The 25,385-nt window shown below is 61.0% G+C and carries 21 protein-coding genes and 1 pseudogene; 10 read left to right on the top strand and 12 right to left on the bottom strand.

What is annotated here, in order from left to right:
* Window positions 1-11: 11 nt before the first annotated feature.
* The 10 genes from L4X63_RS17240 to L4X63_RS17195 all read right to left on the bottom strand — a co-directional run bounded on the left by L4X63_RS17240 (window position 12) and on the right by L4X63_RS17195 (window position 13,517).
* The gene (locus L4X63_RS17240) at window positions 12-1,076 is read right to left on the bottom strand and encodes an NAD-dependent epimerase/dehydratase family protein (RefSeq protein ID WP_250679896.1); all 1,065 of its coding nucleotides are present in this window, start codon (window positions 1,074-1,076) and stop codon (window positions 12-14) included.
* A gap of 47 nt (window positions 1,077-1,123) precedes the next feature.
* Window positions 1,124-2,461 (bottom strand): TIGR03016 family PEP-CTERM system-associated outer membrane protein, encoded by a 1,338-nt coding sequence (locus L4X63_RS17235; protein WP_250679895.1) that lies wholly within the window; start codon window positions 2,459-2,461, stop codon window positions 1,124-1,126.
* The gene (locus tag L4X63_RS17230) at window positions 2,461-3,636 is read right to left on the bottom strand and encodes an XrtA/PEP-CTERM system-associated ATPase (protein WP_250679894.1); all 1,176 of its coding nucleotides are present in this window, start codon (window positions 3,634-3,636) and stop codon (window positions 2,461-2,463) included. Before L4X63_RS17230 ends, L4X63_RS17235 begins: the two co-directional genes overlap by 1 nt.
* Window positions 3,636-4,496 carry an XrtA-associated tyrosine autokinase gene (locus tag L4X63_RS17225; protein ID WP_250679893.1) on the bottom strand — a complete coding sequence of 287 codons (861 nt, stop codon included), beginning with the start codon at window positions 4,494-4,496 and terminating at the stop codon, window positions 3,636-3,638. The genes L4X63_RS17230 and L4X63_RS17225 overlap by 1 nt, the downstream gene beginning before the upstream one ends.
* 22 nt (window positions 4,497-4,518) lie before the next feature.
* Window positions 4,519-6,015, bottom strand: a complete 1,497-nt coding sequence (locus L4X63_RS17220) for an XrtA system polysaccharide chain length determinant (RefSeq protein WP_250679892.1) — start codon at window positions 6,013-6,015, stop codon at window positions 4,519-4,521.
* A 53-nt stretch (window positions 6,016-6,068) separates the two neighbouring features.
* A complete protein-coding gene (locus L4X63_RS17215; RefSeq protein WP_250679891.1) occupies window positions 6,069-6,860 on the bottom strand; it encodes a polysaccharide biosynthesis/export family protein in 792 nt (263 codons plus the stop codon).
* Between the two features lie 256 nt (window positions 6,861-7,116).
* Window positions 7,117-8,490: a TIGR03013 family XrtA/PEP-CTERM system glycosyltransferase gene (locus L4X63_RS17210; RefSeq protein ID WP_250679890.1), complete on the bottom strand. Its 1,374-nt coding sequence runs from the start codon at window positions 8,488-8,490 to the stop codon at window positions 7,117-7,119.
* A 75-nt stretch (window positions 8,491-8,565) separates the two neighbouring features.
* Window positions 8,566-9,384 carry a flagellin N-terminal helical domain-containing protein gene (locus L4X63_RS17205; RefSeq protein ID WP_250679889.1) on the bottom strand — a complete coding sequence of 273 codons (819 nt, stop codon included), beginning with the start codon at window positions 9,382-9,384 and terminating at the stop codon, window positions 8,566-8,568.
* Between the two features lie 687 nt (window positions 9,385-10,071).
* Entirely contained in the window at window positions 10,072-11,376 is a 1,305-nt protein-coding gene (locus L4X63_RS17200; protein WP_250679888.1) for an NAD(P)/FAD-dependent oxidoreductase, read from the bottom strand.
* Between the two features lie 53 nt (window positions 11,377-11,429).
* Complete coding sequence (locus L4X63_RS17195) at window positions 11,430-13,517, bottom strand: M1 family metallopeptidase (RefSeq protein WP_250679887.1); 2,088 nt, start codon at window positions 13,515-13,517, stop codon at window positions 11,430-11,432.
* Between the two features lie 222 nt (window positions 13,518-13,739).
* On the opposite strand from L4X63_RS17195, the gene L4X63_RS17190 reads away from it, so the two are divergent.
* Window positions 13,740-14,591 carry a ChaN family lipoprotein gene (locus L4X63_RS17190; RefSeq protein ID WP_250679886.1) on the top strand — a complete coding sequence of 284 codons (852 nt, stop codon included), beginning with the start codon at window positions 13,740-13,742 and terminating at the stop codon, window positions 14,589-14,591.
* Here the strand turns inward: L4X63_RS17190 and L4X63_RS17185 are convergent.
* Window positions 14,573-15,136 (bottom strand): annotated as a pseudogene (locus L4X63_RS17185) (DsbA family oxidoreductase); the annotation flags it as partial. The gene L4X63_RS17190 and the pseudogene L4X63_RS17185 overlap by 19 nt on opposite strands.
* Before the next feature lie 119 nt (window positions 15,137-15,255).
* Window positions 15,256-16,551, bottom strand: coding sequence for a porin (locus L4X63_RS17180; protein ID WP_250679885.1), 1,296 nt, complete (start codon window positions 16,549-16,551; stop codon window positions 15,256-15,258).
* A 191-nt stretch (window positions 16,552-16,742) separates the two neighbouring features.
* Here L4X63_RS17180 and lexA point away from each other — a divergent pair, with 191 nt between their 5' ends.
* The 9 genes from lexA to L4X63_RS17135 all read left to right on the top strand — a co-directional run bounded on the left by lexA (window position 16,743) and on the right by L4X63_RS17135 (window position 25,236).
* The gene (lexA, locus tag L4X63_RS17175) at window positions 16,743-17,348 is read left to right on the top strand and encodes a transcriptional repressor LexA (RefSeq protein ID WP_250679884.1); all 606 of its coding nucleotides are present in this window, start codon (window positions 16,743-16,745) and stop codon (window positions 17,346-17,348) included.
* 3 nt (window positions 17,349-17,351) lie between these two features.
* Window positions 17,352-17,597: a hypothetical protein gene (locus tag L4X63_RS17170; protein ID WP_250679883.1), complete on the top strand. Its 246-nt coding sequence runs from the start codon at window positions 17,352-17,354 to the stop codon at window positions 17,595-17,597.
* A gap of 228 nt (window positions 17,598-17,825) precedes the next feature.
* On the top strand, window positions 17,826-19,055 hold the full coding sequence (gene dinB, locus L4X63_RS17165; protein ID WP_250679882.1) for a DNA polymerase IV: 1,230 nt from the start codon (window positions 17,826-17,828) through the stop codon (window positions 19,053-19,055).
* Window positions 19,056-19,994: 939 nt separating this feature from the next.
* Window positions 19,995-20,528 carry a hypothetical protein gene (locus L4X63_RS17160; RefSeq protein WP_250679881.1) on the top strand — a complete coding sequence of 178 codons (534 nt, stop codon included), beginning with the start codon at window positions 19,995-19,997 and terminating at the stop codon, window positions 20,526-20,528.
* Between the two features lie 467 nt (window positions 20,529-20,995).
* The gene (locus L4X63_RS17155) at window positions 20,996-21,670 is read left to right on the top strand and encodes a lysozyme inhibitor LprI family protein (RefSeq protein ID WP_250679880.1); all 675 of its coding nucleotides are present in this window, start codon (window positions 20,996-20,998) and stop codon (window positions 21,668-21,670) included.
* A 7-nt stretch (window positions 21,671-21,677) separates the two neighbouring features.
* Complete coding sequence (locus tag L4X63_RS17150) at window positions 21,678-22,655, top strand: lysozyme family protein (protein WP_250679879.1); 978 nt, start codon at window positions 21,678-21,680, stop codon at window positions 22,653-22,655.
* 24 nt (window positions 22,656-22,679) lie between these two features.
* Window positions 22,680-24,434, top strand: a complete 1,755-nt coding sequence (locus L4X63_RS17145; protein WP_250679878.1) for a type VI secretion system Vgr family protein — start codon at window positions 22,680-22,682, stop codon at window positions 24,432-24,434.
* 198 nt (window positions 24,435-24,632) lie between these two features.
* Window positions 24,633-24,908: a type II toxin-antitoxin system RelE family toxin gene (locus L4X63_RS17140; RefSeq protein WP_250679877.1), complete on the top strand. Its 276-nt coding sequence runs from the start codon at window positions 24,633-24,635 to the stop codon at window positions 24,906-24,908.
* A complete protein-coding gene (locus tag L4X63_RS17135; RefSeq protein ID WP_250679876.1) occupies window positions 24,877-25,236 on the top strand; it encodes a helix-turn-helix domain-containing protein in 360 nt (119 codons plus the stop codon). The genes L4X63_RS17140 and L4X63_RS17135 overlap by 32 nt, the downstream gene beginning before the upstream one ends.
* Window positions 25,237-25,385 lie beyond the last annotated feature (149 nt).

Here is a 25,385-nt window from a genome sequence, read left to right as displayed (position 1 = left end):
TGATGGCCGGGTCACTTCTGCCCCATGGGGCGGTGGCTCCAGCGCAGGTCCTCGGTCAAAAGCCCCTTCTCCCGCAGATGGCTCAGCTGCACGAGCCTGATGAAGAAGGAGGAACGGAAATCGCGGTCCCGGAAATTGAGCGTCTCCAGCCCCTTCCTGAGCCCGGCGATGGAGTCGTCCAGGGTGTGCAGCGGCCGGTGGTCGGGGGCAAGCTTCGCGAAGCGGTCGAAGTTGACCCGGTAGGAGCGCCGGTCGGGGGGGGCGTTGCGGTTGAGGTTGACCCGTACACCGGGGACCATGCGGGCCACCGCCTCGGCGATCTCCTTCACCTGGTAGTTTCCGTGCCCCCCCCCGGCGTTGACGACGAGATACTCCCCTCCGCAGGCGGGATCGCGCCCGACCGCCCAGTCGAGTGCGCGGGCCATGTCCTTCACGTCGATGAGCGGCCGCCAGGGGGTCCCGTCGCTCAGGATGCCGATCTCGCCTGCGGACACCGCACCGGCCACGAAATCGTTGAGGACCAGGTCGAGCCGGAGCCGTTCGCTGATCCCGCAGGCGGTGGCGAACCGCAGGCAGGTGACCGTGAACCCTTCCCCGGCCAGGGCCCTCAGGTCGTACTCGGTCTGCACCTTGGAGCGGGCGTAGGCGGTCAACGGGTTGAGCGGGGAATCCTCGTTGCGGTCCGCCTCCTGGGCCGAGCCGTAGACGCTGCAGCTCGAGGCGAAGACGAAGGCTTTGGCCCCGGCCTGTTTAGCCAGGGAGGCGAGCCGGACCGAGGCCTCGTGGTTGATCTCCATGGTGACCTTTTCGTAGAGGTTGCCGATCGGGTCGTTGGAGATGGCGGCCAGGTGGACGACGGCATCCACCCCCTCCAGCGCCTCCCGGGCGAGCCAGCGGACGTCGGCGAAGATCTGCTGGTCGAGCCTCGTCTCGGGGAGGAAGTCCTGGGGGGTGAGGCAGCCGGAGAAGAAGCCGGCGTCGACCCCGACCAGGTGGGCCCCGGGATAGCTGCTTCTCAGCTGCCGCACCGCGTTGGGCCCCACGTATCCCATGTTGCCGGTGATGAGAATCTTCATCCTCTGCTCCTTTCCCCGCCCGAGTCAGGGGTGGCGGTCCGCCCGCCTCAGAAGAACCGCTTGAACTGAACGACCACCCGGTTCACGTCCACCCCTCCCTCGCCGGAGCCGGGATGATTGCGGTAGGCCGCGTAGGTGTAGGAGAGGTCGGCCGTGCTCCGGGGTCCCAGGAGGTAGTTCAGGGTGGCGATGGCGTACAGGTGGTACGGGTAGTCCGCCGCGAGCCGCCGGCTGATCCGGTCCCCGGTCACCGTGAGCGACGAGGTGAGCCGGGGGGAGAGCTCGCGGGTCCCGGTCAGCTGGATGGTCACCCCCTCGCGGTCCAGCGACCCCGGCTGCTCGGGGGGTACCCCCACCGCCGAGATGCTGATCCCGTCGGTGCCGAACCCCGCGGTGTCGGCCGCCTCGTACTTGCTGTAGGAGACCGAGCCCCCCGCCGTTCCCCGGGCCAGCAGGCGCTCCACGCGGAAACTGTGGGTGATCTGCCGCATGGAGACCGAGATCGGGTCCTCGGCGTAGCGGGACTTGCTCTCCAGCGCCACCAGGGTGCTGTCGGACTGCTTGGTGATGCCGGCATCCCAGAAGTAATGCTGCATGCCCGGGCGGTAGGAGAAGTGCTGCCAGCTGTAGCCGGCGGTTCCGTAGAGGAAGGAGCGGTCGCTGTACTCGTACTTGAGCCCCGCCGACACGTCGTTGTTGTAGTAGGTCACCGGCGTGAACCAGGTGGCGCCCGTGGTCCAGTCGTGGAAGGCGAGCTTCTCGGTCCTGGTCCGGTTGTAGTCGTAACGGAGGGTGAGCCCGAGGGGGGGGGTAAGCTGCCGGGTGTATTCGGCGAAGCCCCCCGCCTCCCGGCGGTCGATGCCGTCCGCGCTCCAGTAGCGGAGGTCGCTGTAGCGGGCGCCGGTCTTCAGCTCGCTCTTCTCGCCGAAGCGCCAGTCGAGGTAGGGGGAGACGGTGACGATGTTCTCGTCGGTCTGGGCGTAGCTGCTGCTCTCGGCCGTGGTGTCGCGGGCGACGTCGATGGAGACCCGGCTGAAGGTGTCGCTCACGTCGACCTTGAGGAACTGGCCGATCACCCCGATGGTTCCGGCCACCGCCATGGTGTGGGTGAACTCGTCGCGGCTCGTGCCGTTCAGGTAGTTGCGGTAATCGAGGCGGTAGGCGAGGTCGAGGGTCGAATTGGGGGCGAGGTAGTTGATCCCCACCCCCGGCCTGATCACGGTGAGAAACTCGCTCTTCTTGTTGGTGGCGGACTCGTTGGCGTTGTCGGTCATGTCCTCGGTCACCCCCAGCGAGGGGACGAACCTGAGCTCGCCCCCCCAAAGCGCCGTCCGCGACAGGAGAAGGAACACGGCCGGCAGCATGTACCGCGCCACGGCTTTCATCACTTCTTCCCGTTACTGCCGGTCAGGCCGTCGATCAGCCGGCGCGCGAGCCCCCCCGCGGGGACGTGCACCTCGCTGCGGCAAAGCTCCAGGTAACGGAGCTCGGCGGAGACCGACTCCATCCGCGAACGGAGGTCCCGCGCGGTGGCCTGGTAGCCCGCCACCTGGCTGTCCATCTCGTCCTTCATGGTGGAGAGGGTGTCGCAGAGCTCCCTAAGCACGTTCAGCTGCTCGCCGTTTTCCCGCTCGATCGTCTCCAGGCGCCGGGAGAGATCGGCCAGTTGCTGCTCACCCACAAGCGGAAGCGGCTCCAGCGGGGTCAGTTCGAGCGGCTCATCGGCCCCCCGCTCGCTGACGCTCCAGAAGTGGTTCTCGAAATCGAGGTCCTCCACCACGTCCTTGAGGATCTCGGGACCGGCCACCCGGCTCTCCTCGGCGAAGGCCGCCAGCATGACGAAATCGCAGAAGATGTTGATGAGCCGGGGGATCCCGCGGGTGTAGCGGAAGATGGTGTCCAGGGAAGGCTCGGGGAACTCGATCGCCTCCGGGTTCCCCGCCACCGTCAGCCGGTGTACCACGTACTCGGCGAGCTCCTCCCGGTTGAGGGGGCGCAGATGGCAGTTGATGCTGATCCGCTGCCGCAGCTGCAGCAGGGAGGGGAGCGCCAGGGTCGTCCTGAGCTCGGGCTGCCCGACCAGGACGATCTGCAAGAGCTTCGCCTGGGCATTCTCCAGGTTGGAGAGGAGCCGGACCTCCTCGAGCTGCTCCTCGCCGAGGTTTTGGGCCTCGTCGATGATCAGGATCGGCTGCCTCCCGGCGGCGAACTGCTCGAGGAGGAAGTCGTTGAGGTCGCGCATGAGGGCCACCTTGTCCTTGCCCGCCACGGGGAGGCCGAAGTCGTCGTTGATCATGGCGAGGAGCTGCTCGGTGCTGACCCGGGTGTTGAAGAGCTTGCCGAGCACCACCCGCTGGTAGTTCTTCCCGATCAACTCCCGGATCAGGGTGGTCTTCCCCGACCCGACGTCCCCGGTGAGGAGGATGAACCCGGCCCGCTGTCGCACCCCGTAGTCGAGGTAGGTGAGCGCCCGGCGGTGCGGGCGGCTCAGGTAGATGAACTCCGGGTCCGGCAAAAGCTCGAACGGCTTCTTTTTGAGTTGGAAGAATTCCGTGTACATTAGCTGGACGCCCCGGTGGCGGCCTTCCCGTGCCCGGCCCGCTTGTAGTAGCCGTGGTAGCGCGAGTACCGCTCGTCGTGGCTTGCCTGGAGTGCTGCGTTGTAGACCGTCCCGAGGATGTGGGCCCCCTTGAGGGCCTCCATCGCCTCGCGCACGTTGGCCTGGGAGACGAGCCGCTCCATCACCACGAAGAGCACCCCGTCCACCAGCCGCGACAGCGACCTGGTCTCGGCGAAGGGGAGCACCGGCGGGGTGTCGAAGATCAGGAACCGGTCCGGGAAGGTCCTCCGGAGCTGCTCCACCAGGGCCTTCATCTTGGCCGACGAGAAGAGCTCGGCGGGGTTGTCGATATGGCTCCCGGCCCTGATCACCGAGAGCTTGCCGATCCCGGTATCGATCACCGCCTCGCCCAGCTGGGCCTTCTCCACCAGCAGGTCCGAAAGCCCCACCCCCTGCTCGATCTCCAGGTAACGGTGCAGCGCGGGCTTTCTCAGGTCGGCATCCACCAGCAGCACGCCGTGGTCGAGCTCCTGGGCGAGGCTCATGGCGAGGTTGACCGCGGTGAGGCTCTTCCCTTCGCTGGGGACCGAGCTCGTGACCAGCACCATGTTGTGGAATGCCTTATCGGTGGCGGAGATCTCCACCAGCGCGAGCTTCAGCTTCCGGTACTCCTCCGCGGTGTCCGAGAAGGGAGCGTGCAGGTTCACCAGTAAAGGGTTTCCGGGGGTAAGTTTTCCCGCCTGGATGCCAGGCTCCGCCGGGCCTTCGGGGGGGGGACCGGGGATGACCGCCTCGGGCGCTGCCCCCTTCCCTTCCCTAAGCCGCGCGGCCTTTTCCATCGCGATCTCGATCCTGCTCATGGCAGACCTCCTGGTACAAGCGTCATCGGCGGAGCATGGCGCCCCGCATGGCGGGCGGCGGCGCGGTGAGGTGATCGATCAGGCGGTCCATGTAGGGGAGCTCCATTAATTCGAGCGCCGGGAAGAGAAGGAGCAGCAGCAGGTAACAGCCGGCCACGGTGAAGAAGCCGCGGGAGCGGCGGCGCTGGCGATCGACCAGGGCGGGGTCGGTCATGCGCGGGATGATGGCCAAAACCGGCGAGCCGAGCTCCTTCAGGAACTCGACGTCCTTCACCGAACCGTCCAGCTGCTCCCTCAGGAAGAGGAGCGCAAAGCTCCCGCCGATCGCGCCGATGATCCCGAGCAGCATGATCTTCAGGCGGTTGGGGCTCACCGGCTTGATGGGCCGGATGGCGGGATCGACCACCCGGAAGGTGGTGGACTTGTCCTGGACCTCCATCTCCCGGGAGACCTCGGACTGCCCCTGGCGGGCGAAGAGCTGGTCGTAGATCTTCTTCTGGTTCTGCACCTCCATCTCCAGCTTCTCGAGCCCCGCCTTGGCGGTCGGGATCTCCTTCAAGAGCGCGCTGTTGGTGGCGATGTAGCGCCTGAGCCCTTCCTCGCCGATCCTGATGGCGGCGATGTCGGCGTTGATCTTGCCGAGCTCGGCCGAGTCGAGCGGCACCACCATCCGGGTCCGTTTCCCCTTGAGCTGCTCCTTCACCGTCTGCAGCTCGCTTCTCACCTGGATCACCTCGGGGTAGCTCTCGGTGTACTGGACCAGCAGCTCGTCGAGCCTCTTTTGCAGCAGGATGAGCCTCGCCTGCAGCGGGTCCTCGGCCTTGCGGGTGATCTGGCGCATCCCCTCCAGCTGGCGGCGCTTGAGCTCCAGGTCGTAGACCTTCTCGCGGGCGAGGGCGATCTCCTGGAAGAGTTTCCCTTCGTCCAGGGTGATCACCTCACCCTTCTCCCGCTTGTAGGCGTTGACCGCCGTCTCCGCCTTGTCGAGCCGCTCCCGGAAGGTCTTTATCTGGTCGGAGAGAAAGGTCGTCGCCTCGTAGGATTCTCCCCGTTTCGAGGAGACGTTCTCCTCGATGTAGAGGCGGACCAGGGTGTTGACGTAGTCGCGGGCGAGCCTCGGGTCGGAGTCGGTGAAGGAGATGGTGAAGAGGTTCTTGTCCTTCACCTTGACCTTGGTGTTGGCCTGCAGCCGCCTGATCAGGGCGTCGCGGTCCACCCGTCTCCCCTGGGCGAGCCCCAGCGTGTCGATCACCCGGGAAAGCAGCGCGCGGCTCGTGATGGCGTAGGTGAGCGTGCTAATGGTGTCCTCGAGGGCGGGGATGACGGTCAGCCCCTTCACCAGCTCGCTGATGACGTTTTTCTCGATGAAGACCGTGCTGCTCGACTCGTACTTCCTCGGGAGGAGGTAGCTGAGGGCGAAGAAGGCGGTCATGATGAAGAGAGCCAACGCCACGAAGAGTTCCTTGTGGCGGCGGATCAGGTTAAGGTGCTGTTGGTAGTCAATCTGGGAGGATTGCATGGCTCCTCCAAAGCGTCGCTCGAGGTTTTAGCCGGGCCGGAACCGGGCGGGTATCAGAAAAAGGATTCCTTGACGATGACGTAGTCCCCGGGCTTGAGATCGATGTTCTGCCCGAGGTCGCCGTCGTTGAAGATCTTCTTGGCCTTCACCGGGAACTCGCCACCCTTCCTGCGGACCACCACGTCATTCTGGTCGGCGAACTTGCTGAAGCCACCCGACTCGAGGATGGCCTCCATCACCTTCATCCCCGGCCGGTACTCGAGCGCCTTCGGTGTGTTGACCGCCCCCACCACGTAGATACTGTGCTCCTGGAGTACCGGCATGAAGAGGGAGTCCCCGGACTGCAAAAGGACGTCCTGCTCGATGTCGCCGTCCACGAAGAGCCGGTAGAGATCCGCCTTCACCTTCTTGCCGTTGCGCAGAAGGTACGAGCTCTTGAGGTCGGCGAGCTTCACCTCGGGGAGCGTGCAGAGAAGCTGCAAAAGCGTGGTGCGGCGGGAGAGGTCGTAGACGGCGGCCTTGACCCCGGAGCCGAAGACGTAGACCTTGCTGTTGGTAATGTCCTTCACGGTGACCGTAACGATGGGATTTTTCACAAGCGACTTGAGCTTCTCGGTGAGAAGGCCCTGCAGCTGGCTCGGGCTCTTCCCGCTCGCCATCACCTCACCAAGCCCCGGCACGGTGATCTTGCCGTCCGGCCTCACCTTGACCGGGAAGTTCAGGTCCTTCATCCCCCACACCGAGATCTCCAGTGTGTCCCCCTCCCCCACCTGGTAGTCACTGGCCGGCAGGACGGCGGGCAGCAACAGGAACAGAAAGGCCACTAGCATCACTCTCACGCTCATGGTTCACCTCGGGCTCTGAATGGAACGTCTCCTTTCCCGGCAAAAGCGGACGGTATCGGGGAGGGAGAGTTCCTCTGCTCTTATTTTAAATTAATTATTTATAATAAAAATTATCACACTATTGAGATTTCTCAAGGCGGGAGCCTCATTTCACCGGTATCCCAAGTTACGGGAAAACTGCTGTGACAGTGACGGTTACCACCGGTTGCTTCAAGCGATACCCAAACAATGGCAACCCCTCCTACGGCTGACTCTCCTACCGGCTCCCCACCCCGAAAACCACCACCTTGACCGTCTCGAAGATGATCTGGGAGTCCAAAAGGAAAGAGTGATTCTTGATGTAATAAAGGTCGTAGCGGAGCTTCTCCAGGGCGTCCTCCACGGTGGCCCCGTACGGGTAGCGGACCTGGGCCCAGCCGGTCAGCCCCGGCTTGAGGATGTGGCGCTTAGAGTAGTAGTAGATCTGGCTCTTCAGGGTCTGCACGAACTCGGGACGCTCGGGGCGGGGGCCGATGAAGCTCATGTCCCCCCTGAGGACGTTGAAGAGCTGGGGGAATTCGTCGATCCGGTACTTCCTGAGGATCCGCCCCACCCTGGTCACCCGGTCGTCGTGCTCGGAGGCCCAGACCGCCCCGTCCCGCTCGGCGTCGGTCCGCATCGAGCGGAACTTGTAGAGGGTGAAGAGCTTCTCGCCGCTTCCCACCCGCACCTGCCGGAAGAAGACCGGCCCCGGGGAGTCGAGCTTGATGGCCAGCGCCACCAGCGGGAAGAGCGGGGCGATGACCGCGAGCACCGACAGGGAAAGGAGCATGTCGCTCACCCGCTTGAGGAAGAGGAAGAGCCGCGTCCTGTGGAAGCCGGCCGAGAAGATGATCCACCCCGGGGTGATCTCCTCGAGGAGGAGTTTCTCGGTCACCGTCTCGTAAAACGCCGGGGCGTCCATGACCCGCATCCCCTCCAGCTTGCACTGCAGCATCTCCTGCAGGGGAAGAACGCCGCGCCGCTCGGAGATGGCGACCACGATCACCCCTACCTTCGCCTCGAGGGCGGTGCTCAAAAGGCCGCCGCCGGCGGCCGTAAGCAGCTCCGGCGGGACCGGCTCGGCATCGCGTTCCACCTGTTCGGCGCAGGGAAGGTACCCGGCCAGGGTGTAGTGGGTATCCCCCTCCTCGATCATCTTCCCGAGCTGCCTGGCGAGGGGGCCGGTCCCCAGGATGAGCACCCGCGGGGAGAGGTGGGAGGAGCCGACCGCGAAGGCGGAGAAGGCATGCCACAGAAACTGGTAGAGGAAGAAGATGAATACGCACAGCGCCAGGTCGATGTCGATCAGCACCAGCGAGTGGGCGAGGTAATCGATCACGAAGAGAATGAGCAGCGCGGTCACCCCGGCCTGCAGGGAGTTGATGAAGATCTCCCACTTCTTGCAACGACGGTCGACCGTGTAGACGTCCATCAGGTAGGAGGAGAAGAGCTCGGCCGCCACGAAGACCACCGTGGTGCAGGCGAAGAGCCGCGGGTTCCAGTACCGGCAGATCTCGGATCCGCCGAAACAGAGAACCATCGCGGAGAGCAGAGCCCCCACCGCCAGCAGGGCGTCGATCAAAAGCATGAGAGCAAGGCGCATCTTCATATCGTCCGACCTCGAAGAATGAGTCGCCGCCAGCCAGGGAAAGGGCGGGATGGAGGCCCCATCCCGCCCCGGATGCTAGAACAGTCTCAGGACGGCCTGGGCCGCCTGGGAGGACATGCTGAGGGAGGTGGTGCCCAGCGACTGCCGGGTCTGCAGCATCAGCATGTTGGCCCCCTCCTCGTTCATGTCGGCGAGGGTGAGGTTGTCGGCGCCGGTCAACAGGGTGTTGGTCATGGCGTCGGTGAAGCTTTGGCGGGTGGTGATGATGTTCAGGTTGGCGGCCAGGGTCTGGGTGTTGGTCCTCAAGACCGAGATGGCGGTATCCATCAGGGCGGTGTCGGTGGTGATGTCCGAGGAGGTCTGCCAGTTATTGCTGGCGGTGGCGAGGCTCAACCCCTGGGAGTTGGCGAGGAAGCCGATGACGTCGAGCTTGGAGGAGCCCCCCTCGTTGAAGATGACGGTCAGCGTGTTGATCGAGCTCAGCAGGTTGAGGCCGCGATACCCGGAGTCGGAGGAGAGGTTGTCGATCTGGGTGCGGATGGTGTTGTACTGGGCGGCCAGTTTGGACTGGACGTTGGTATCGCTGGTGGAGAGGGCGGATTGGGCGACACCTTTGGCAGCCGCGATGAGGCCGGTGATGGCGGAGATGCCTGCGCTCGCGGCGTTAACCGTCTGCACCGCTTCGGAGAGGCCATCTTTACGGTCGGAGAGGTCGCTGGCCCGCTGGTTGGCGTTTTGCGCGGCGAAGTAGTTGGTCGGGTTGTCGAGGGCGCTGTTGACCTTCTTGCCGGACGAGAGCCTCTGTTGGGTGCGGTTCAGCAGGGAGCTGGTCTGCTGCAGGTAGAGCAGGTTGGTCCTCATCCCGGCGGTCAAGGAAATGTCATTCACACTCATGGCGAATCCTCCTTTTCTAGGCGGCCCGGCCTTCTGCCGGTGGTTTTCTTACCGAAACGCTTGGCGGCGGTCGCCGGTGGGAAGTGGCCACTAGCCAACGGGTCCCGCCGGTGTCATTTACTAGGTATCGGCACCGCCGTCTCTGACTTAAGACATTTTAATTTATTTTTTCACATTTTTTATGCAGGCAAAAAAAAAGCGGCGCACGGGGATGGGCCACGGGGGGAATCACTGAAGGAAAGGCTGAGAGAGGGGAACGTCGAGGTGGAACCAGAGCGGGCCGCGGCGGCAACGGTAAAGGAGCCGCCACCGGTGGCAGAGGCGGGAAGGGAACTATTCTCCCTTCTTGTGGAACAGGGCCAGGAGGCTGACCACCAGCCAAAGGACGAAGGTGCAAAGGACGAATAACTTCACGACTCCTCCTTGAGAGAGTGACAGGTGATGGGACGTGTGAATGAGCGGGCGGCACAGGGCGTTCGGAACATCGGCAGGAACTTGACAGGCGCGGCGGGCGTCGGGGAAGAACAGTATAAAGGTACTACAGACGACCCCACTGTCAAGGAAGCGGCCGTCTGTGACAGTGGGCGGGAGGGAGAGGTACGACGGGTTAAGCGGGGGGCTCCGGCGGCGGGAAGGCCCCCCCAGGCTTACTTCGGCGTCCCTTCCCGGCCGGAAGTTCCCCCTCGCTTACTTCGGCGCCTCTTCCCGCTTCTCGCCCCCTCTCAGCAGGAACATGCGCCAGTCCTGGCCCAGGATCAGGCGGGCGCCGCGCTTGAAGGTCATGTAGGACCATCCCCAGTGGAAGACCACCTGGAGGCGGTTGGCGAATCCGGTCAGGTAGTAGATATGGACGAAGAGCCAGGCGAGCCAGGCGATGAAGCCGGTGAAATGGATGCTGCGGAACTGCCCCACCGCCTTGTTCTTCCCGATGGTGGCGAGCATCCCCTTGTCGATGTAGCGGTACGGCTTGCGCGGCTGTCCGGCCAGGTCCCGGAGGATGTTGCGGGCGGCCTTCTTCCCCTGCTGGAGGGCCACCGGCGCAAGTCCCGGAAGAGGATTGCCGTCCCGGCCGGTGAAGTGGGCGAGGTCCCCCAAAACGAAGAGGTAGTCGTGCCCCTCGACGCTCAGGTCCTCCTCGATCAGGACCCTCCCCTGCCGGTCCAGCGGCACGCCGAGGAGCGCCCCCAGCGGGGAGGCCTTGACCCCGGCCGCCCAGATGACCGTCCCGGCCGGGATCCGCTCCCCGCAGGCCACCACGCCGTGGCGGTCCAGGCCGGTCACCACGCACTCCGTCTGCACCCTGACCCCCAGCTTCTCGAGCTGATTGGTGGCGTTGGCGGAGAGGTCGTGGGAGAAGGCGGGGAGCAGGCGGGGCCCCCCCTCGATCAGCACCACCCGGCTCTGCCGGGGATCGATGCGGCGGAAGTCCTTGGCCAGGGTGAAACGGCTCATCTCGGCGATGGCCCCGGCGAGCTCGACACCGGTCGGCCCCCCGCCCACGATGACGAAGGTGAGCAGACGCTGCCGCTCCACCGGATCTTCGGTCATCTCCGCCTGTTCGTAGGCCAAAAGCGTCCGGCGCCGGATCTCGCGGGCCTGCTCGATGCTCTTCAACCCCGGCGCGGACTGCTCCCACTCCTCGTGCCCGAAGTAGACGTGGTTCGAGCCGCTGGCGACGATCAGGTAATCAAAGGGGACCGGATCGAGCTCCTTGACGAGGACCCTTTTGCCGGCGAGATCGAAGCCGGTCGCCTCGGCCAAAAGGACGGTGATGTTCTGGAAAGGCGCCAGAATGCTGCGGATCGGCGCGGCGATGTCGCCAGGGTTGAGCCCCGCCAGGGCCACCTGGTACAGAAGAGGCTGGAAAAGGTGATGGTTGCGGCTATCGAGAAGGGTCACCTGGACCCCGTGCTTGTTACCGAGCGCCTTGGCGGCGTTGAGCCCGGCAAAGCCCCCGCCGATGATGACGACGCGTTTTACGGCCTGATTCATAGAGACCCGCTCCTTGTAAATTCATTACAAAGAGAAAGAGTACACGGGAAATCTCACTTTCCAAGCTCCACGGTCACGGAAGGGTCGCTGCTTGAGGGGGTTCCCTTGGCCCGGTTGCTCCCCCCGGCGAAGACCAGGTAGCCGTACTTGCCGTAATGGGTGATCTTGGCGCCGTACTCGAGGGCGGCGCGGGCGGAGAGCGGGAGGTAGAGGGCGGCCACCCGTCCCGGCGCCTGCGGGCGGGGCATGACGGCGACCAGCAGCGCATCGGGTCCCGCAAAACGCTCCCCGTCGAGGGTGATCGCCTCGCCGGTCGCCGTGATCCCGTCGGGCAGCGGCGGAAGGAGCGAACGGTCGGCGGGAAGGCCGCAGAAGATCAGGTCGTGGGTGGTGTCGGAAGCGTCGAGGCGGTCCTCGCCGACGAGCAAAGCGCCCCGCTGGGAGAGGGAGGCGAGCAGGTTCATGAAGGGCTCCCTCCCCGCCTTGCAGTCGCCGGTGATCACCCCGACGAGCGATGAGGCACCCTTGACGCTGTTGACGGTGGCAGGGAGCTCCCCTTTCCTCATGATCCTGAAGATCTCCGCCTCGGGGTCGAGGAGCAGGCGGCCCGGTGCGGTGGCACTGTAGATAGTGAAGGGGGTCTCCTCCCCTTTCAGCGTGATCCTCTGGCGGAGCGGCCCCTGGGCGCTCTCCAGCCGGAGCGGGACCGGGAGCTGGTAGAGCGGCTCCTCCTGGCGGATCACGCCGGAGACCACCCAGCCGCTACCTTCCCGCTTCTTGGCGACCTGGGCGAGCGAGAGGCGGGGGCCCCCCGGACGGGTGAGGAACTCGCTCGCGAAGGGCGCCAGGTTCTCGCCGGAGGCCGCTGAGAAGGCGGACAACAGGTCGTTCCAGGTGGCGCTACGGTACATCCGCTCCCGCGCGACCCGGCGAAGCCCGTCGAAGAAGGCGCGGTCGCCGATCCGGGTCCGGATCATGTGAAAGAGCATGGCCCCCTTGCCGTACCCGATCGCGCGCGACTGGGGATCGCTGCGGCTTACAAAGGAGGTCAGGGGGAAATCGGTGGCCGGGGAGACCAGCGAGGCGTAGTCGATGAGGAGCTGACGGCGGTACTCCCTCCCCTCGGCGGCCGATCTGCGCTCCTTGAGAAGGTAATCGGCCAGGTAGGTGACCAGCCCCTCGCACCAGTTACCCTGGGAGGGATCGCCCCCTACCCCGTTTCCCCACCAGGAATGGGCGATCTCGTGGGGAAAGCTCGTGTCGATGATGAAGGGGAGCCGGATAACCGAGCCGCCCAGCAGGGTGAAGGAGGGGAAACCGTAGCCGGTGGGGAAGAAATTCTCCACCACGGCGAACTTCTCGAACGGGAACGGACCGAAGAGACCGCTGTAGAACTTGATGTAGCGGGCGGCGGCGTCCAGGTAGCGGGACGAAAGCGAGGCGTTGTCCGGATAGAGATAGCTGTAGAGGTCGATGCCGTCCACCCGCCGTTCCTCTATCTTGTAGTACCCAGCCACCAGCGAGAGGCTCCCCACCGGGTTGGCCTCCTTCCACTCGCTCCTGGTCACCTCCCCCACCGTCCCGCGGGAAATCCTTTTACCGTAGGTGAGCCCTTCCACCCCGGCCGGCGCCTCGATCCTGGTGGTGCGGCGGGCCGGGACATCGGAGGGTATCGGGTACCAGAAGGAGCCGTCCCCCAGGAAGGTCCCCTCCCGAGAGATGGTGCCGTTCACCCCGTAACTGGGGTCTTCGGCCGCGGCGGGGCTCGTGGAGGCACGGTCGTTGAAGGTGGCGTGGTAGGAGATACCGACGGTGACCTCGCCGCTACCCGCAGGAAGCGGGACGGAGAGGAGGCCGTTGGCGAACTCGTAGGGGGATTTCTTCCCTCCCACCTCGACCGCATCGATGCGGGCAGACCTCGCCAGCCGCAAAGTCGCGCTTCTGGTTCCCGGGGCAAAGCCGATGGTAGTGCGGCCGGCCAGCAGATGCGCCTCCGGTTTCAGCGTCACCCCCACCTCCTGCCACCGCACCGGCTGATTGCCGTCAACCGCAGCGGCCGCCGGGAGGCACCAGAGTAACACCGCACCAAGGACCGCCATCATCCATCCGCCACGTCCGCCCGAGAATACCTTGCCCCTCATGAATCGTCCTCCTTCATCGGATACCAAGCCGCTAAGTTCTAAAACTGTTACTTCACGGGAGAGTGCTTCATTTCCCCTCACCCCGATTAGGAAGAGCCTCCCTCCGGTCCTCCCCTTCCCCACCGTCTTCAGCGCCGGGCACCGCCGCCTCCTTGTGGCCGCGGCCTTTGGGTTGTACCCTTTACCTTGTCGACGCCGACTACCGCGGGAAGGAGGTGGACCGTGACGGGGAAGGCAATCCTGGTGCTCCTGATGCTGCTGTCGATTCAATTTGCCCCCACCCCGGGGCAGGCGGACGAAAACATCGTGCGGATGCGCGACGGGATGTTCGTATCCTACCGCGACCTCCTCGACGCCGCCGCCGGCTCCGACCTGGTCCTCTTCGGAGAGACCCACGATAACCGCGGTCATCACCAGATGCAGCTGAACCTGGTCCGGTCCCTGTGGGAGCGCGATGTCCCGCTCGCCATCGGTCTCGAGATGGTCTCGACCGAGGGGCAGCAGGCCCTGGACGACTGGGTGGAAGGAAAGATCGACGAGGCCGCCTTCCGGACGATCTTCACCGCCGGCTGGCCGATGGATTGGACACTGTACCGCGGCATTTTCATGTACGCACGGGAAAAGCGGATCCCCATGGTAGCTCTCAACATCCCCGCCCCGCTGGTCCGGAAGGTCGCCCAGCGCGGCTTCTCATCCCTCACCGCCGAGGAGCGGAAGGGGCTGCCGGAAGGAGCCAGTTGCGACCTCAACACACCCCACACCGCCTTTCTCAAAAAAACCTTCCTCTCGATCGGCCCCCACCGGGCGGTCACCAGCACCTTCACCTACTTCTGCGAGGCCCAGGCGCTTCGCAACAGCGGCATGGCACTCAACGTCGCCCGCTACCTCAAGCGCCACCCCGGTACCAGGATGGTGGTGCTGACCGGGATCTGGCATGCCATCAAAGCCGGTATCCCGGTCAAACTCGACCAGGATGGCGGCCACTTCACCTCCACCGTAATCCTTCCCCTCTTCCCGGACCTCCTGCCGCAGCAGGTCGGGCCGGACAATGCCGACTACATGGTAGAATTCTGATCCTGCCCCAAAACCAGCGCCTCGAGATCCCGGTACGGACGGAATCCCACCAGGAGCCGGCCGCCACAGAGAAAGGCGGGGACGCCGCCGATACCGAGGGCGGAGGCCCGCCGCCAGTCGTCCCCTACCTCCTTGGCGCAGAGCCCCTCCTCCAGGATGCGGCGGCACTCTTCCGGGTCGAGGCCCGCCCGCGCCGCCACCGGGAGGAGCTCATCCCAAAGCGCGATGTTTCTCCCCTCCACGAAGTAGGCCCGGTACACGCTCTTCTGGTAAGGCTCCAGTAATCCTACCCGCTCGGCGTACTTCCCGAGTTCCTGCGCGTGACGGCTGTTGTAGGTGCGCGAACGCGGGGTCAAGGGAAGACCTGCCTCTTGGGCAACCGAGCCAAGGCGCTCCTGCATGGCAGCGAGATCGGTCTCCCGGCCGGCAAAAAGCTCCGAGAGCTCCATCCCCTCCTCCGGGGTATCGGGATGGAGCGGAAAGACCGTCCACTTGAACCGGACGCCGTGCTCCTCTCTGAGTCGATCAGTACGGACCGTACTGAAGTAGCACCACGGTCAGATGTAATCGAAGAAGACTTCTATCAGGGCCGGGCTTGGCATAGTAACCCCCTTTATCTCTCTGTTCCAGTGATAAGTGTACTACATCCAGTGAGAGGCATCGGCTACCAGGACTTGTTCCAGAGCAGCGTCACTCCGTGTCCGGACCTTCCGTCCCGTATGAAGCCCGACTCCCAGCCGTAAGCCAAGTACACTTCGGAGTTCCAGAAGAAGGCGGAATCGAGGCTGATGGTGGCGGCCTTGCCGGTCTGCGGGCGGAAGGTGACGACGTCCGCGCCCTCAACGGTGGCGCGCTGCCCCCAGATGTAGGAGCCGGTCAGGCTCAGGTAGAGGAAAAAGGCGAGCTCGCGGCGGTAGGAGAGCGAGCCGGAGGCGTAGTCAGTGGCCCGCACCTGGTCGTAGATGATCCCGCCGTAGTGGGAGCGGACCAGGTCGTCCTCCTCGCTGGGGAGCGGCCCCCCCTCGACCAGGAAGGCATTGAAGCGGTCGCCGTCGCGGGAACTGGTGGCGCCTGCGTTGAGGTTCACCAGCAGGCGGTTTTTCTCGGAAAGCCCCGGCAGGCCGCCGGCCGCCACCAGGTATCCACGCAACTGCTGGAAATCGTGGTGAGGCTCCCCGCCGGCCGGTTCCAGGGATCTCCAGCGGTCGCGATGGAGGTAGTCGGCGTCCAGGCCGAGCGCCACCCCCCGGTGGGGAAGTTCGAGGAGGTTCCTGGTCAGCCCGTCGTAACGGGCACGCAGGCGCGCGCCGTAGAGGAGGGTGTCGGGAGGGATAACCACGTCGGGGCCAGTTCCGTGGCTTCGCTCGGCGTAGAAATAGCCGATCCGGCCCAGGAGCTGGAACTTCAGGTTGTTGTCGATGCCGCCCGGCGCCACCGGGATCCTGATCCCCGGCCCCGCCGCCCCGACGGCCCACCCGTAGGTGGCCGCGGTAGCCTTCATCTCCCGGTTGTTAGCGATCTCGGTGATGTCGCCGGGGAGGGTGTAGTTCTGGAAGTGGGTGACCAGCTCCAAGGTCCCGAAGCGGCGGTCGTACTCCAGCTCGTTCTCGAAGATGCTGATGACGTCGCGGGTGCGGAAGGTATCGTCGGCCCGGCGGAGGAAAAGGGCACCGATCGGCAGTCCGCCGAGGCTTCCCTGCCGCGGCTCCAGCACCGTCCCACCCAGGGTGAGACAGGTGAGACGGCGGCGGTCCTGGGAAGGAATGGCAACCCAGTGCCCCATGAAGGGAACCTCGCGCGCCTCCCCGGCCAGCGGGGTGTGGTACTCGGAGAGCTCTTCCGGCGGCTGGGCGCTGAGTGGCCCGGCGGAAAGGAGCACCAGCGTGCAGGCCAGGAAAAGGGAGACCGGAACAACCGGCCGCCGGAGTCGGGGAATGGTGAGCCATTGCGGAATGATCATGGGCTGACCTCGGTCGAATATGGATGAGCTGGTGCCGGGAGACACATTAGACCCATTAAATATAATACATGACAATGAATCCTCAACTTCGCCGGCTATAACCTTTCCGTGCCCTCTTCCGGCGCAGATTCCCCCTTGACAACCTTTGGTTACCATCTGATATGGTTGTCATAAGATAACCAGGAGGGGGTATGGAAGAGCTTACGGCACGGCAACAGCAGGTACTGGACATCGTCACCGGCCACATCAACCAATACGGCTATCCGCCGAGCCTGAGGGAGATCGGGAAGGAACTGGGGGTAAGCGGCACCCTGGGGGTGATGAAGCACCTGGAGGCCCTGGAGAAGAAGGGGTACCTGCGCAGGCAGGAAGGGAGCACGCGGGGGATCACCCTGGCCAACCAGGCCCAGGCGGTGAGCCTCCCGATCGTCGGGGTGGTGCGGGCGGGGGCGCTCCATCCCGCCATCGAGGAGATCGAGGGGCACTTCGCCATCGACCGTTCCCAGATGCAGACCGGGGGGACCTTCTTCCTGAGGGTAAAGGGGGACTCGATGATCAACGCCTGCATTCAGGAAGGGGACCTGGCCCTGGTGCGCCCCCAGCCGACCGCCGGCAACCGCGACATCGTGGTGGCCATGGTGGCCGGGGAAGCGACCCTCAAGCGTTTCTACCGCGAACCGCACCGGATCAGGCTGCAGCCTGAGAACCCCAACTACGACCCGATCATCATCAACGAGGGAGAGGGGGAGGTCTCCATCGTCGGGAAAGTAGTTGGCATCTACCGGCAGATGGAGTAGCTTATGCAGCGCATCGCCGAAAGGGTGCGAGTGGCGGCCATTTTCGCGCCGGGAGCCGGGGTCAAGCCGGTCTGGTTCGAGTGGCGCCGTAACAAGCACGCGGTGACCGAGCTCTCCTACGTCTGGAGGAGCACCGACGGATCCGGCGTGAGGCTCCACTTCGCGGTGAGCGACGGTGCGAACCTCTTCGAGCTGATGTACGACCCCCACGACCAGAACTGGACCCTGGAGTGCGTCGCCGCCGGCTAGCACAGGCCCAGGCTGACGCAAAGGTTCAGGAAGCCGCCCCACCAAGGTCCCCCCCTTGTCAAAGGGGAGACAGGGGGGATTTCAGCCTACGTCGGCCAACCTCCCCTGACGCAAGGTTCAGCGAAGCACCCCCACCAAGGTCCCCCCCTTGTCAAAGGGGGGACAGGGGGGATTTGAATCTAGGGCGGTTCCCCCGCCGGCCAATTTTCATCGTCCAAGGAGCGGAGCGTGGACTCCCAGCGCATCATACTCCACATCGACATGAACGCCTTCTTCGCCTCCGTGGAGCAGCAATCGAACCCGGAGCTGAGAGGAAAGCCGATCGCCGTGACCGGGGCCGCCAAGCGCACCGTCATCACCACCTGCTCCTACGAGGCCCGCGCTTTCGGCGTGAAGACCGGGATGAACGCGTGGGAAGCGCGCCAGAAGTGCCCGGAGCTGATCTTCGTAGTCGGCAACAACCGGAAGTACACCTACACCTCCACCGAGATCATCAAGATCATGCGGGAGTACACCCCGATGGTCGAGGTTTTCTCCATTGACGAAGCCTTCCTCGACGTCACCGGCTCCCTGTCCCTCTTCGGTTCCCCCGAGCGCATCGCCCACCTCATCAAGGAGCAGATCAGGGAGGGATTCGGCCTCACCTGCTCCGTCGGCATCGCCCCCAACAAGCTCCTGGCCAAGCTCGCCTCCGACATGCAGAAGCCCGACGGCCTCACCGTCATCCCCCCCAATGAAATATCCCGTATCCTCGAGCGGGTCCCGGTGAAAGACATCTGCGGCATCGGGCCGAAACTCCAGCAGCAGCTCACCAAGCTCGGCGTCCGCACCTGCGGCGAGCTCGGGAGATTTCCGGTTGAGATCCTGAAGAGGAAGTTCGGAGTCGTGGGAGAGAAGCTCCACCAGATGGGGCTGGGGATCGACCATTCCCCGGTGGTACCCGAAGAAGAAGCCGAAGAGGTGAAGACCGTCGGCCACAGCACCACCCTCGACCGGGACATCACCGACCGCGACGAAATTTTGCGGTACCTTCTGCAGCTCTCCGAGATGGTTGGGCGGCGGGCCCGGCGTTACCAGGTCGCCGGCAAGACCATCACCCTCACCATCCGCTACGCCGACTTCACCACCTTCTCCCGCCAGGCCAGCCGCTCCAGCCACACCAACAACTCCGAAGAGATCTACCGGGGTGCCGTAACCCTGCTGGATACCCTCGAACTCACCCAGCCGGTCCGCCTTCTGGGCGTGAGGATCAGCAATCTCGACCAGCAGGCCGAGCAGTTGCCCCTCTTCGGGGAAGACCGCAGAAAGGCTCTCCTGGCAGGCGCCATGGACGCCGTCAACGACCGCTTCGGCGAAAGCTCCGTCACCTTCGGCACCCTCTTAGGCCAGCGCAACACCGCCAAGATCATCTCCCCCGCCTGGCGCCCCGAAGGCCTCCGCAACGTCGACGTCGAGTAACCGCATCACCTGAATTCCAACCAGTTTAGACGTCCCATCCGTATTAATTATGGGGCGTTTGCCCCGCCCTCCCCTCTGTCCCTTTTTCCCTCCCCGCATATAGACTTCATTAACTTTAACTTTGACATCAATAATGAATTTCCTATATAGTCCTTTCCACCTAACAGGGCATCACTTGAGAAACAGAGGTTTCAGTATTGACACCTCGTACATTCGAAGACCAAGTCCACGCGTGGTCCAAGTCTCCGTGATCGGAAAGAGTTAACAAATGTTAGAAGGAGCGAAGCGCTCCGCCCACGCCGCGCCGTTGTCGAGGATTACCAAGGACCAGAAATGGGCAAGATCAGTAGGGCCACAAGATCAGTAGGGCCAGGCATTGATAATAGGATAACTTTTCTCGCCACGCGCCGAGATGTCAATATATCAATGGCTGGCCCCAATGTCTTTTTCTTGATTCTGAGCATGTCTTTAAAAGGTCTAGTTTGGCATTAAATCGCATGAACACACACAACCTTAAATATAAAAGAATTGTAAGTGTAGTTATTGTTATTGCTTTTGGTTATGAGTTTATCAAATGTCAAATATTTGGGCTACCAGTCCATGTATTGGACAAAGTTTTAACGTGTTTTATACCAACCATATTGTTACTTGCATCATTCCTAAGCAGTAAAAGCAAGAGCAAGGTCTTTTACCCAATAGATTACTTTGCTATCACGGTTGCCCTGTTTACCTGGATTATGGGAACAATCTTAATCATTGATAAGATGTTTGGGCTGAGATTCCATTGGTGAATCCGACGCCGAATTTGAATGAAATGATGCCAACCAGGCCGGGTGGAGACGGTCTTCGCGGGTCGGTACAAAGTGGGTGGAGTTTGAGTAAGCTCTGCCGCTCCACCGCTCACACACAGTCGTTGGCGAGGAATCAAAGGTAGTCATCATGAACCGTAAAACCAAAGGTATCGTTGCAGCTATAATGTTCATGCTCATTGGGATGCAATTTGTTTATTCCTTTGTAATGACTATGAATCAGGTTGTTCCATGGTTAAGGGTATTGTCACATGCAAGTGAGTATGCCCCTGACAAATTTCGTGTTGAAAGAATGTATTACCATAAGAACAATGCACCAAAACAATCAGATATGTGGGAAGTGGTTGGTAAGGTTCGGAACAACCAACCTGCTCGAATCGTCAAGTGTGGCCTCTATTATCCACCCCACACGGTGTTAAATGAGGATGATCTTCATGCCCTTTTCAAGGAGGGACAGTCGATTGATGTCCTAATAAGGTATTCACTTGATTACGACAGTTCTACCAGGATTATCAACTTTAGACAGGATTTACCTTCGAGGTCAGTGGCAATTTTTACACGATGCTTGCTCTATTCATACGGAAACTTGGTGGTAACGACATTTTTTTTATTTGGATGGTATTGGCTCACCAAAAAAAGAAATGGTAGCCTAAAACGCAATTGAACTAATCGTAAAGAGGGAAGTGTTCGGGACTTGGTATTGCAAGGGGAAGAGGGGGACGCTGGTTACTTCGTTGAGTTACTCTGCGTACGCATTAGAAACTCAACCAACTAACCAACGTCCCCCTCACCGCCCCAGCACTCCGAGAGCGCGTACAACTAACAGCCCTTCATACAGAAGGTCACCCTCGGGGGGGATTTCGATCCCCCCCTTTTTTTTGCCCGTCTCCATCCCCCTTCACGCAGCGATCCCTTTCAAGCCCTTTCTGACCCCTCCAATAACCCCCATCTAGTGGGGCAGGCCTGCCCGCTGTTTCTCTGTCACTCAAGGTGGAATGCCCTTGTTGACTTCACCTTTGCAGGCAGTAGTATTGGTAGCTATTAATTTTGTTGTAAGAACGCAAGTGAAGTGACAGCGGCCCGGTATCCGTTGCAAACGGCAAACGGCCAAGAGACAGGAGGAGTGGCAACATGCATGAAAAACACGCACGCCGAACCATCGAGGTAACGGCTATCGGCATGGCCCGTCTTCTCGTTCTCATCATGGTAACGGAGATTTTTTCCTGTCCAGCGCTCGCAGCAAGTTTTGATTGCAAATCCGCGAAAAGCAAGGCCGAGAAGATGATCTGCTCAAATGCCACCCTTTCCAAGCTCGACGACGACCTGGCCTTAGCCTACGCCCAGGCCCTCATTGCCGCACCTGACCGGGAGGCCCTGAAAAAAGAGCAGAGAGCATGGGTGAGAGGAAAGAGAAACGCCTGCAGTGACGTGAGGTGTATGGCATCCACTTATCAGGAACGTATCGGTGCTTTATCAAAACCTCATCCCGCTACTAGTCTTGCCGAGATTAAAGGGATCTGGGAGAACTTAAGTCCAGATGTAGGTGGAAGGTATAGTTTGACAGTAATGTCAAATTTTTTATTGGTAGGAACCTGTAAGCCAAGGTTTATATTGACATCTGCCAAAGATGGCCAATACGTATTTACTTCTGCAAGTAATAAAAAATGTTCTGTATACTCAGGTGGTTATGACTTGGTTATGATAAAGTTGGAGTTGTCTGACAAGGAATCACTACATGCCAGCTATTATAATGGAACAACCGAAAAGGATTTAATACTTTCAACAAATTTTTTTAAAGTAGAGTAGGTGCAAAATGAATCCAAGAAAAAGGGCACTTTTCAGGGAAGAACTTTTTCAATTTATTAAAGTCCGAGAGGATATAAGGTATAGAGTGTACGTTTGTAGCCAAAATGTTCCGACCATTGGTGTCGGGTACGCCCTGCTTGAAAGAGTTGGCAAAAGCTATAGGATTCGTTCGGGTCTGGAAGCCGATTTGACTGAGGTTGTGGCGACTCTGTCCACAAAGGATAAAGAAAGGCTATCTAACCTCTGCAAAATGCTAAATGACGGCACCATAAAAAACGCCTTAAACGGCAGCAGCCTAAAAGATCCCTTTGATTTAACAATAGATAAAGAGCAGGCAAAACAACTTTTCTGGAAAGTGTTACCCCAGTACGACGCGGACCTACGAACGAAGCTGGGAGTTAAGCTATACAGAGATCTACAAAATACCAAAGAGATGGTTGCCCTCCTGTCCCTTGATTTCAACGCGCCCGGTCTAATCGGCCCGGGCCTCGTCAATGCCGTAAGGGTAGGAAACCGAGCCGAAGTCCAGTATCAAATCCTGTACGGCTCGAATGCAAAAAGAGACATCGGCCTCGACAACCGCCGCAAACATGAAGCTGCGGAATTCGGTCGTTATGACAACGAGACGCCAACCGCGGAGGAGCTGAAGGCCGAGGCTGAGGCCCGCAGCATTCACGCCAAGCAGATTGCCGCCTACCAAGGCGAAATGGACGCGAGGAGAAAATCCCTGTCGGCAAAAAGGGCAAAAGGGACGAAGACCGCCCTGAATGCGGGCCGCAAACCGCACAAGCCCGGAAACTCTCCAAGCCAGCACGCGGTCTCCCACCGTGTTTCGCAAAGCAAAGCGCGCCCGCAAAGCCAGGGCCACGGCATCCTTCAGCGCGTCAAGGATTTCTTCCAGGGGGACGACCGGGTCACCCACCGCACCTGGAAGGAGGAGCCCGCCGGCCTAGGGCTGTATCACTACCACAAACGCTGGTCATAGTTGTCAGAACCGACAGGAGGCTTTATGGAGTTTGCAGACGCGGCTGACAAGCCGGTGTTTTTCTTTAAAATCCACGGCACCCCCTTCGACTTCCGCGTGACAAGCTTTGAGGCCATCGAAGCTATTTCCTCCCCTTTTCAGATCAACGTAACGGTCGTTTGCGAGACTGCCATCCCTTTCGAGAAAGTCGCCGGTATGGGGGCGGTCCTGACCGTGCGCACTAAAGACCTCACTGCCGATGGCGGCAATCGATATTTCCACGGAATGGTCTCGAAGTTGAAATTGGTGGAGCAGGCACCCGATGGCTGCGTTTATCGGATTCGGTTGCTACCGGCTATCTGGCGACTGTCGCTGGAGCAGGATTGCCGCATCTTCCAGAACACCACCGTGCAGTCGATAATCAAGACAATACTTGAGGAAAGCTGCATCACGTCAGACATGTTCAGTTTCGCCCTGGTAGACAGTGAACTGAATTGCAGCTACTGCGTGCAGTACAACGAAACCGACCTGAATTTCATCTCGCGCCTGATGGAGGAGGAAGGACTGCTCTATTTCTTCGAGCACCACGAGGACAAACACGTCCTGACCATTTGCGACGACAGTTTCTTTTGCCCCGACATCCACGGCGAACCCGTCCTTCAAATCAAGAGCTCACATGGCATGGCGCAAGACGCCGAGACGGTATCGGCGTTCAACCTCTCTTGTCGGCTGGCGACCGATTGCGTAACGACGCGCAGTTTCAGCTATGAGCATCCGAGCTATCGTCCGGGGGCGGTAAAATGCTCACGCCGGGAAACGAGAGCAGAAATGTACGAGTACATCGGTGCCTTTGTCAGCGACAAGCGCGAGGAAAGGTTGGCTAAGGCACGCCTGGGAGAACATGCCGCGCTAGAGAAACGAGCAAAGGGCGAGAGCAACTGCCCCCGTCTCTCCGCCGGGCACCGATTCGACCTCGAATCATTTTCCGGAGAGCTCGTCGGAAAATACGTAGTCGCGGCCATGGAGCACGTCGGAGATCAGCCTCAAGCGCTGAAGGGCTCGGTCGGAGGCTGTGCGCAATACTGGAACGGCTTCATTGCCATACCTGAGGATGCCCATTTCAAGCCGTCACGGATCACTCCGAAGCCGGTCATCGCGGGGATGCAGACGGCGATGGTAACCGGTCCTGCCGGTGAGGAGATCTATCACGACGACCTCGGCAGAGTGAAGGTGCAGTTTCACTGGGACCGACAGGGGGAAATGAACGAGAGGAGTTCCTGCTGGCTTCGCTACGCGCAGGGGTGGGGCGGCGCGGGATGGGGAATGCAGTTCATTCCGAGGGTGGGAGACGAAGTGCTGGTGGCCTTCATCGACGGCGATCCGGACAGGCCGATCATCGTCGGCAGCCTGTACAATGCCGAGAACTTGCCTCTCTACGACCCGCAGAACAAGTACTCTGTCAGCACCATCAAAACACGCAGCTACCCCAAAGGTGACCAGGACAACTTCCATGAGCTACGCTTTGATGACAGGAAGGGGAGTGAGGAGCTCTATCTGCGGAGTGAAAGGGACTGGAATATATTGGTAAAAAACGACAAGGTGGAGACGATAGGCAACGACACGTCGGTGGTGGTCGGCAAAAGCCTGAAGATTGAGGCTGGAGCCAGCGTCGAGATTGTTTGTGGAGCGTCCTCGATCACCATGGATAGCTCAGGTTTCGTTACCATCAAAGGGACGAGCATCAATATCACCGGATCAGACCTCATCGGGCTCACCAGCGTTAGAATCAACCTCAACTGACGATCCCATCATCTGTATCACTCCTTTTTATACCATCTCCAGGCAAGGAGGAGGCAGACGCAGGCAATTTTGGCGACAGGAATCTGACTACCTCTGCCAGGCTTTCCAAGCTCCACCATCGTGCTACATCAGTTCGAACCCTTAAAATTCCTCATTGGTGCTTCCGCCTCTTGACTGTGTACTAAAAATAGGTACATTATGGTCTGGAAAGTAGCCATTGATAAACGGGCCCAAAAGCAGCTTCTAAAATTGCCGAACAGGGTGGTAGACATCTTGGCACGGCTTCTTATGGAGATAGAGTTGCTTGGCCCGGTTCGAGGTAATTGGCCCAATTATTCAAAGCTGGCCGGTGACCGTCATCATTGCCACTTGAAGAAGGGGAAACCAACCTATGTGGCAGTTTGGGTCGAGAACAAGGGGGCGGTAACGGTGGAGGTTATTTATGTTGGAACGCATGAAAAAGCACCCTATTGAGGACATGGTAACCGTTACCTTTCAGGTACATCGGTCTAACGCGGAGCTGATCATGAAATACGCGCAGAAGCTTGAAGGCATTGAGGAGTACGAAAGTCGCCCTTGGCGGGAAGTGCTGGGCGACGTGCGGCCGGACCAGGGCCTTCCCTCCATGATTTTGCGCGGGTCACGCTTGAAGGAAGAATTGACCCAGGTCCAGCTCGCAGAGAAGACAGGGATTCCGCGAAGGCACCTGAGCGAGATGGAAAACGGCAAGCGTTCCATCGGAAAGGAAACGGCGAAGAAGCTGGCAACAGCTTTGGACTGTGACTACCGGCTTTTTTTATGAAGACGGATTCTAGTAGGTTAAGTGATCTTGCCCAGCAATAACGGACACGAAATTAAGCGGCTTGTCTGGCCTCAAACGCTGCCGGGCTGATGTTGCCATTGGCGCTATGACGGCGGTTACGGTTGTAGTCAACCTCGATGTATTCAAAA

Source organism: Geomonas sp. Red32 (genome assembly GCF_023652955.1).
Lineage (GTDB): Bacteria > Desulfobacterota > Desulfuromonadia > Geobacterales > Geobacteraceae > Geomonas.
The sequence above is the reverse complement of the archived record's forward strand: the minus strand, read 5'-3'. Positions and strand labels throughout refer to the sequence as shown.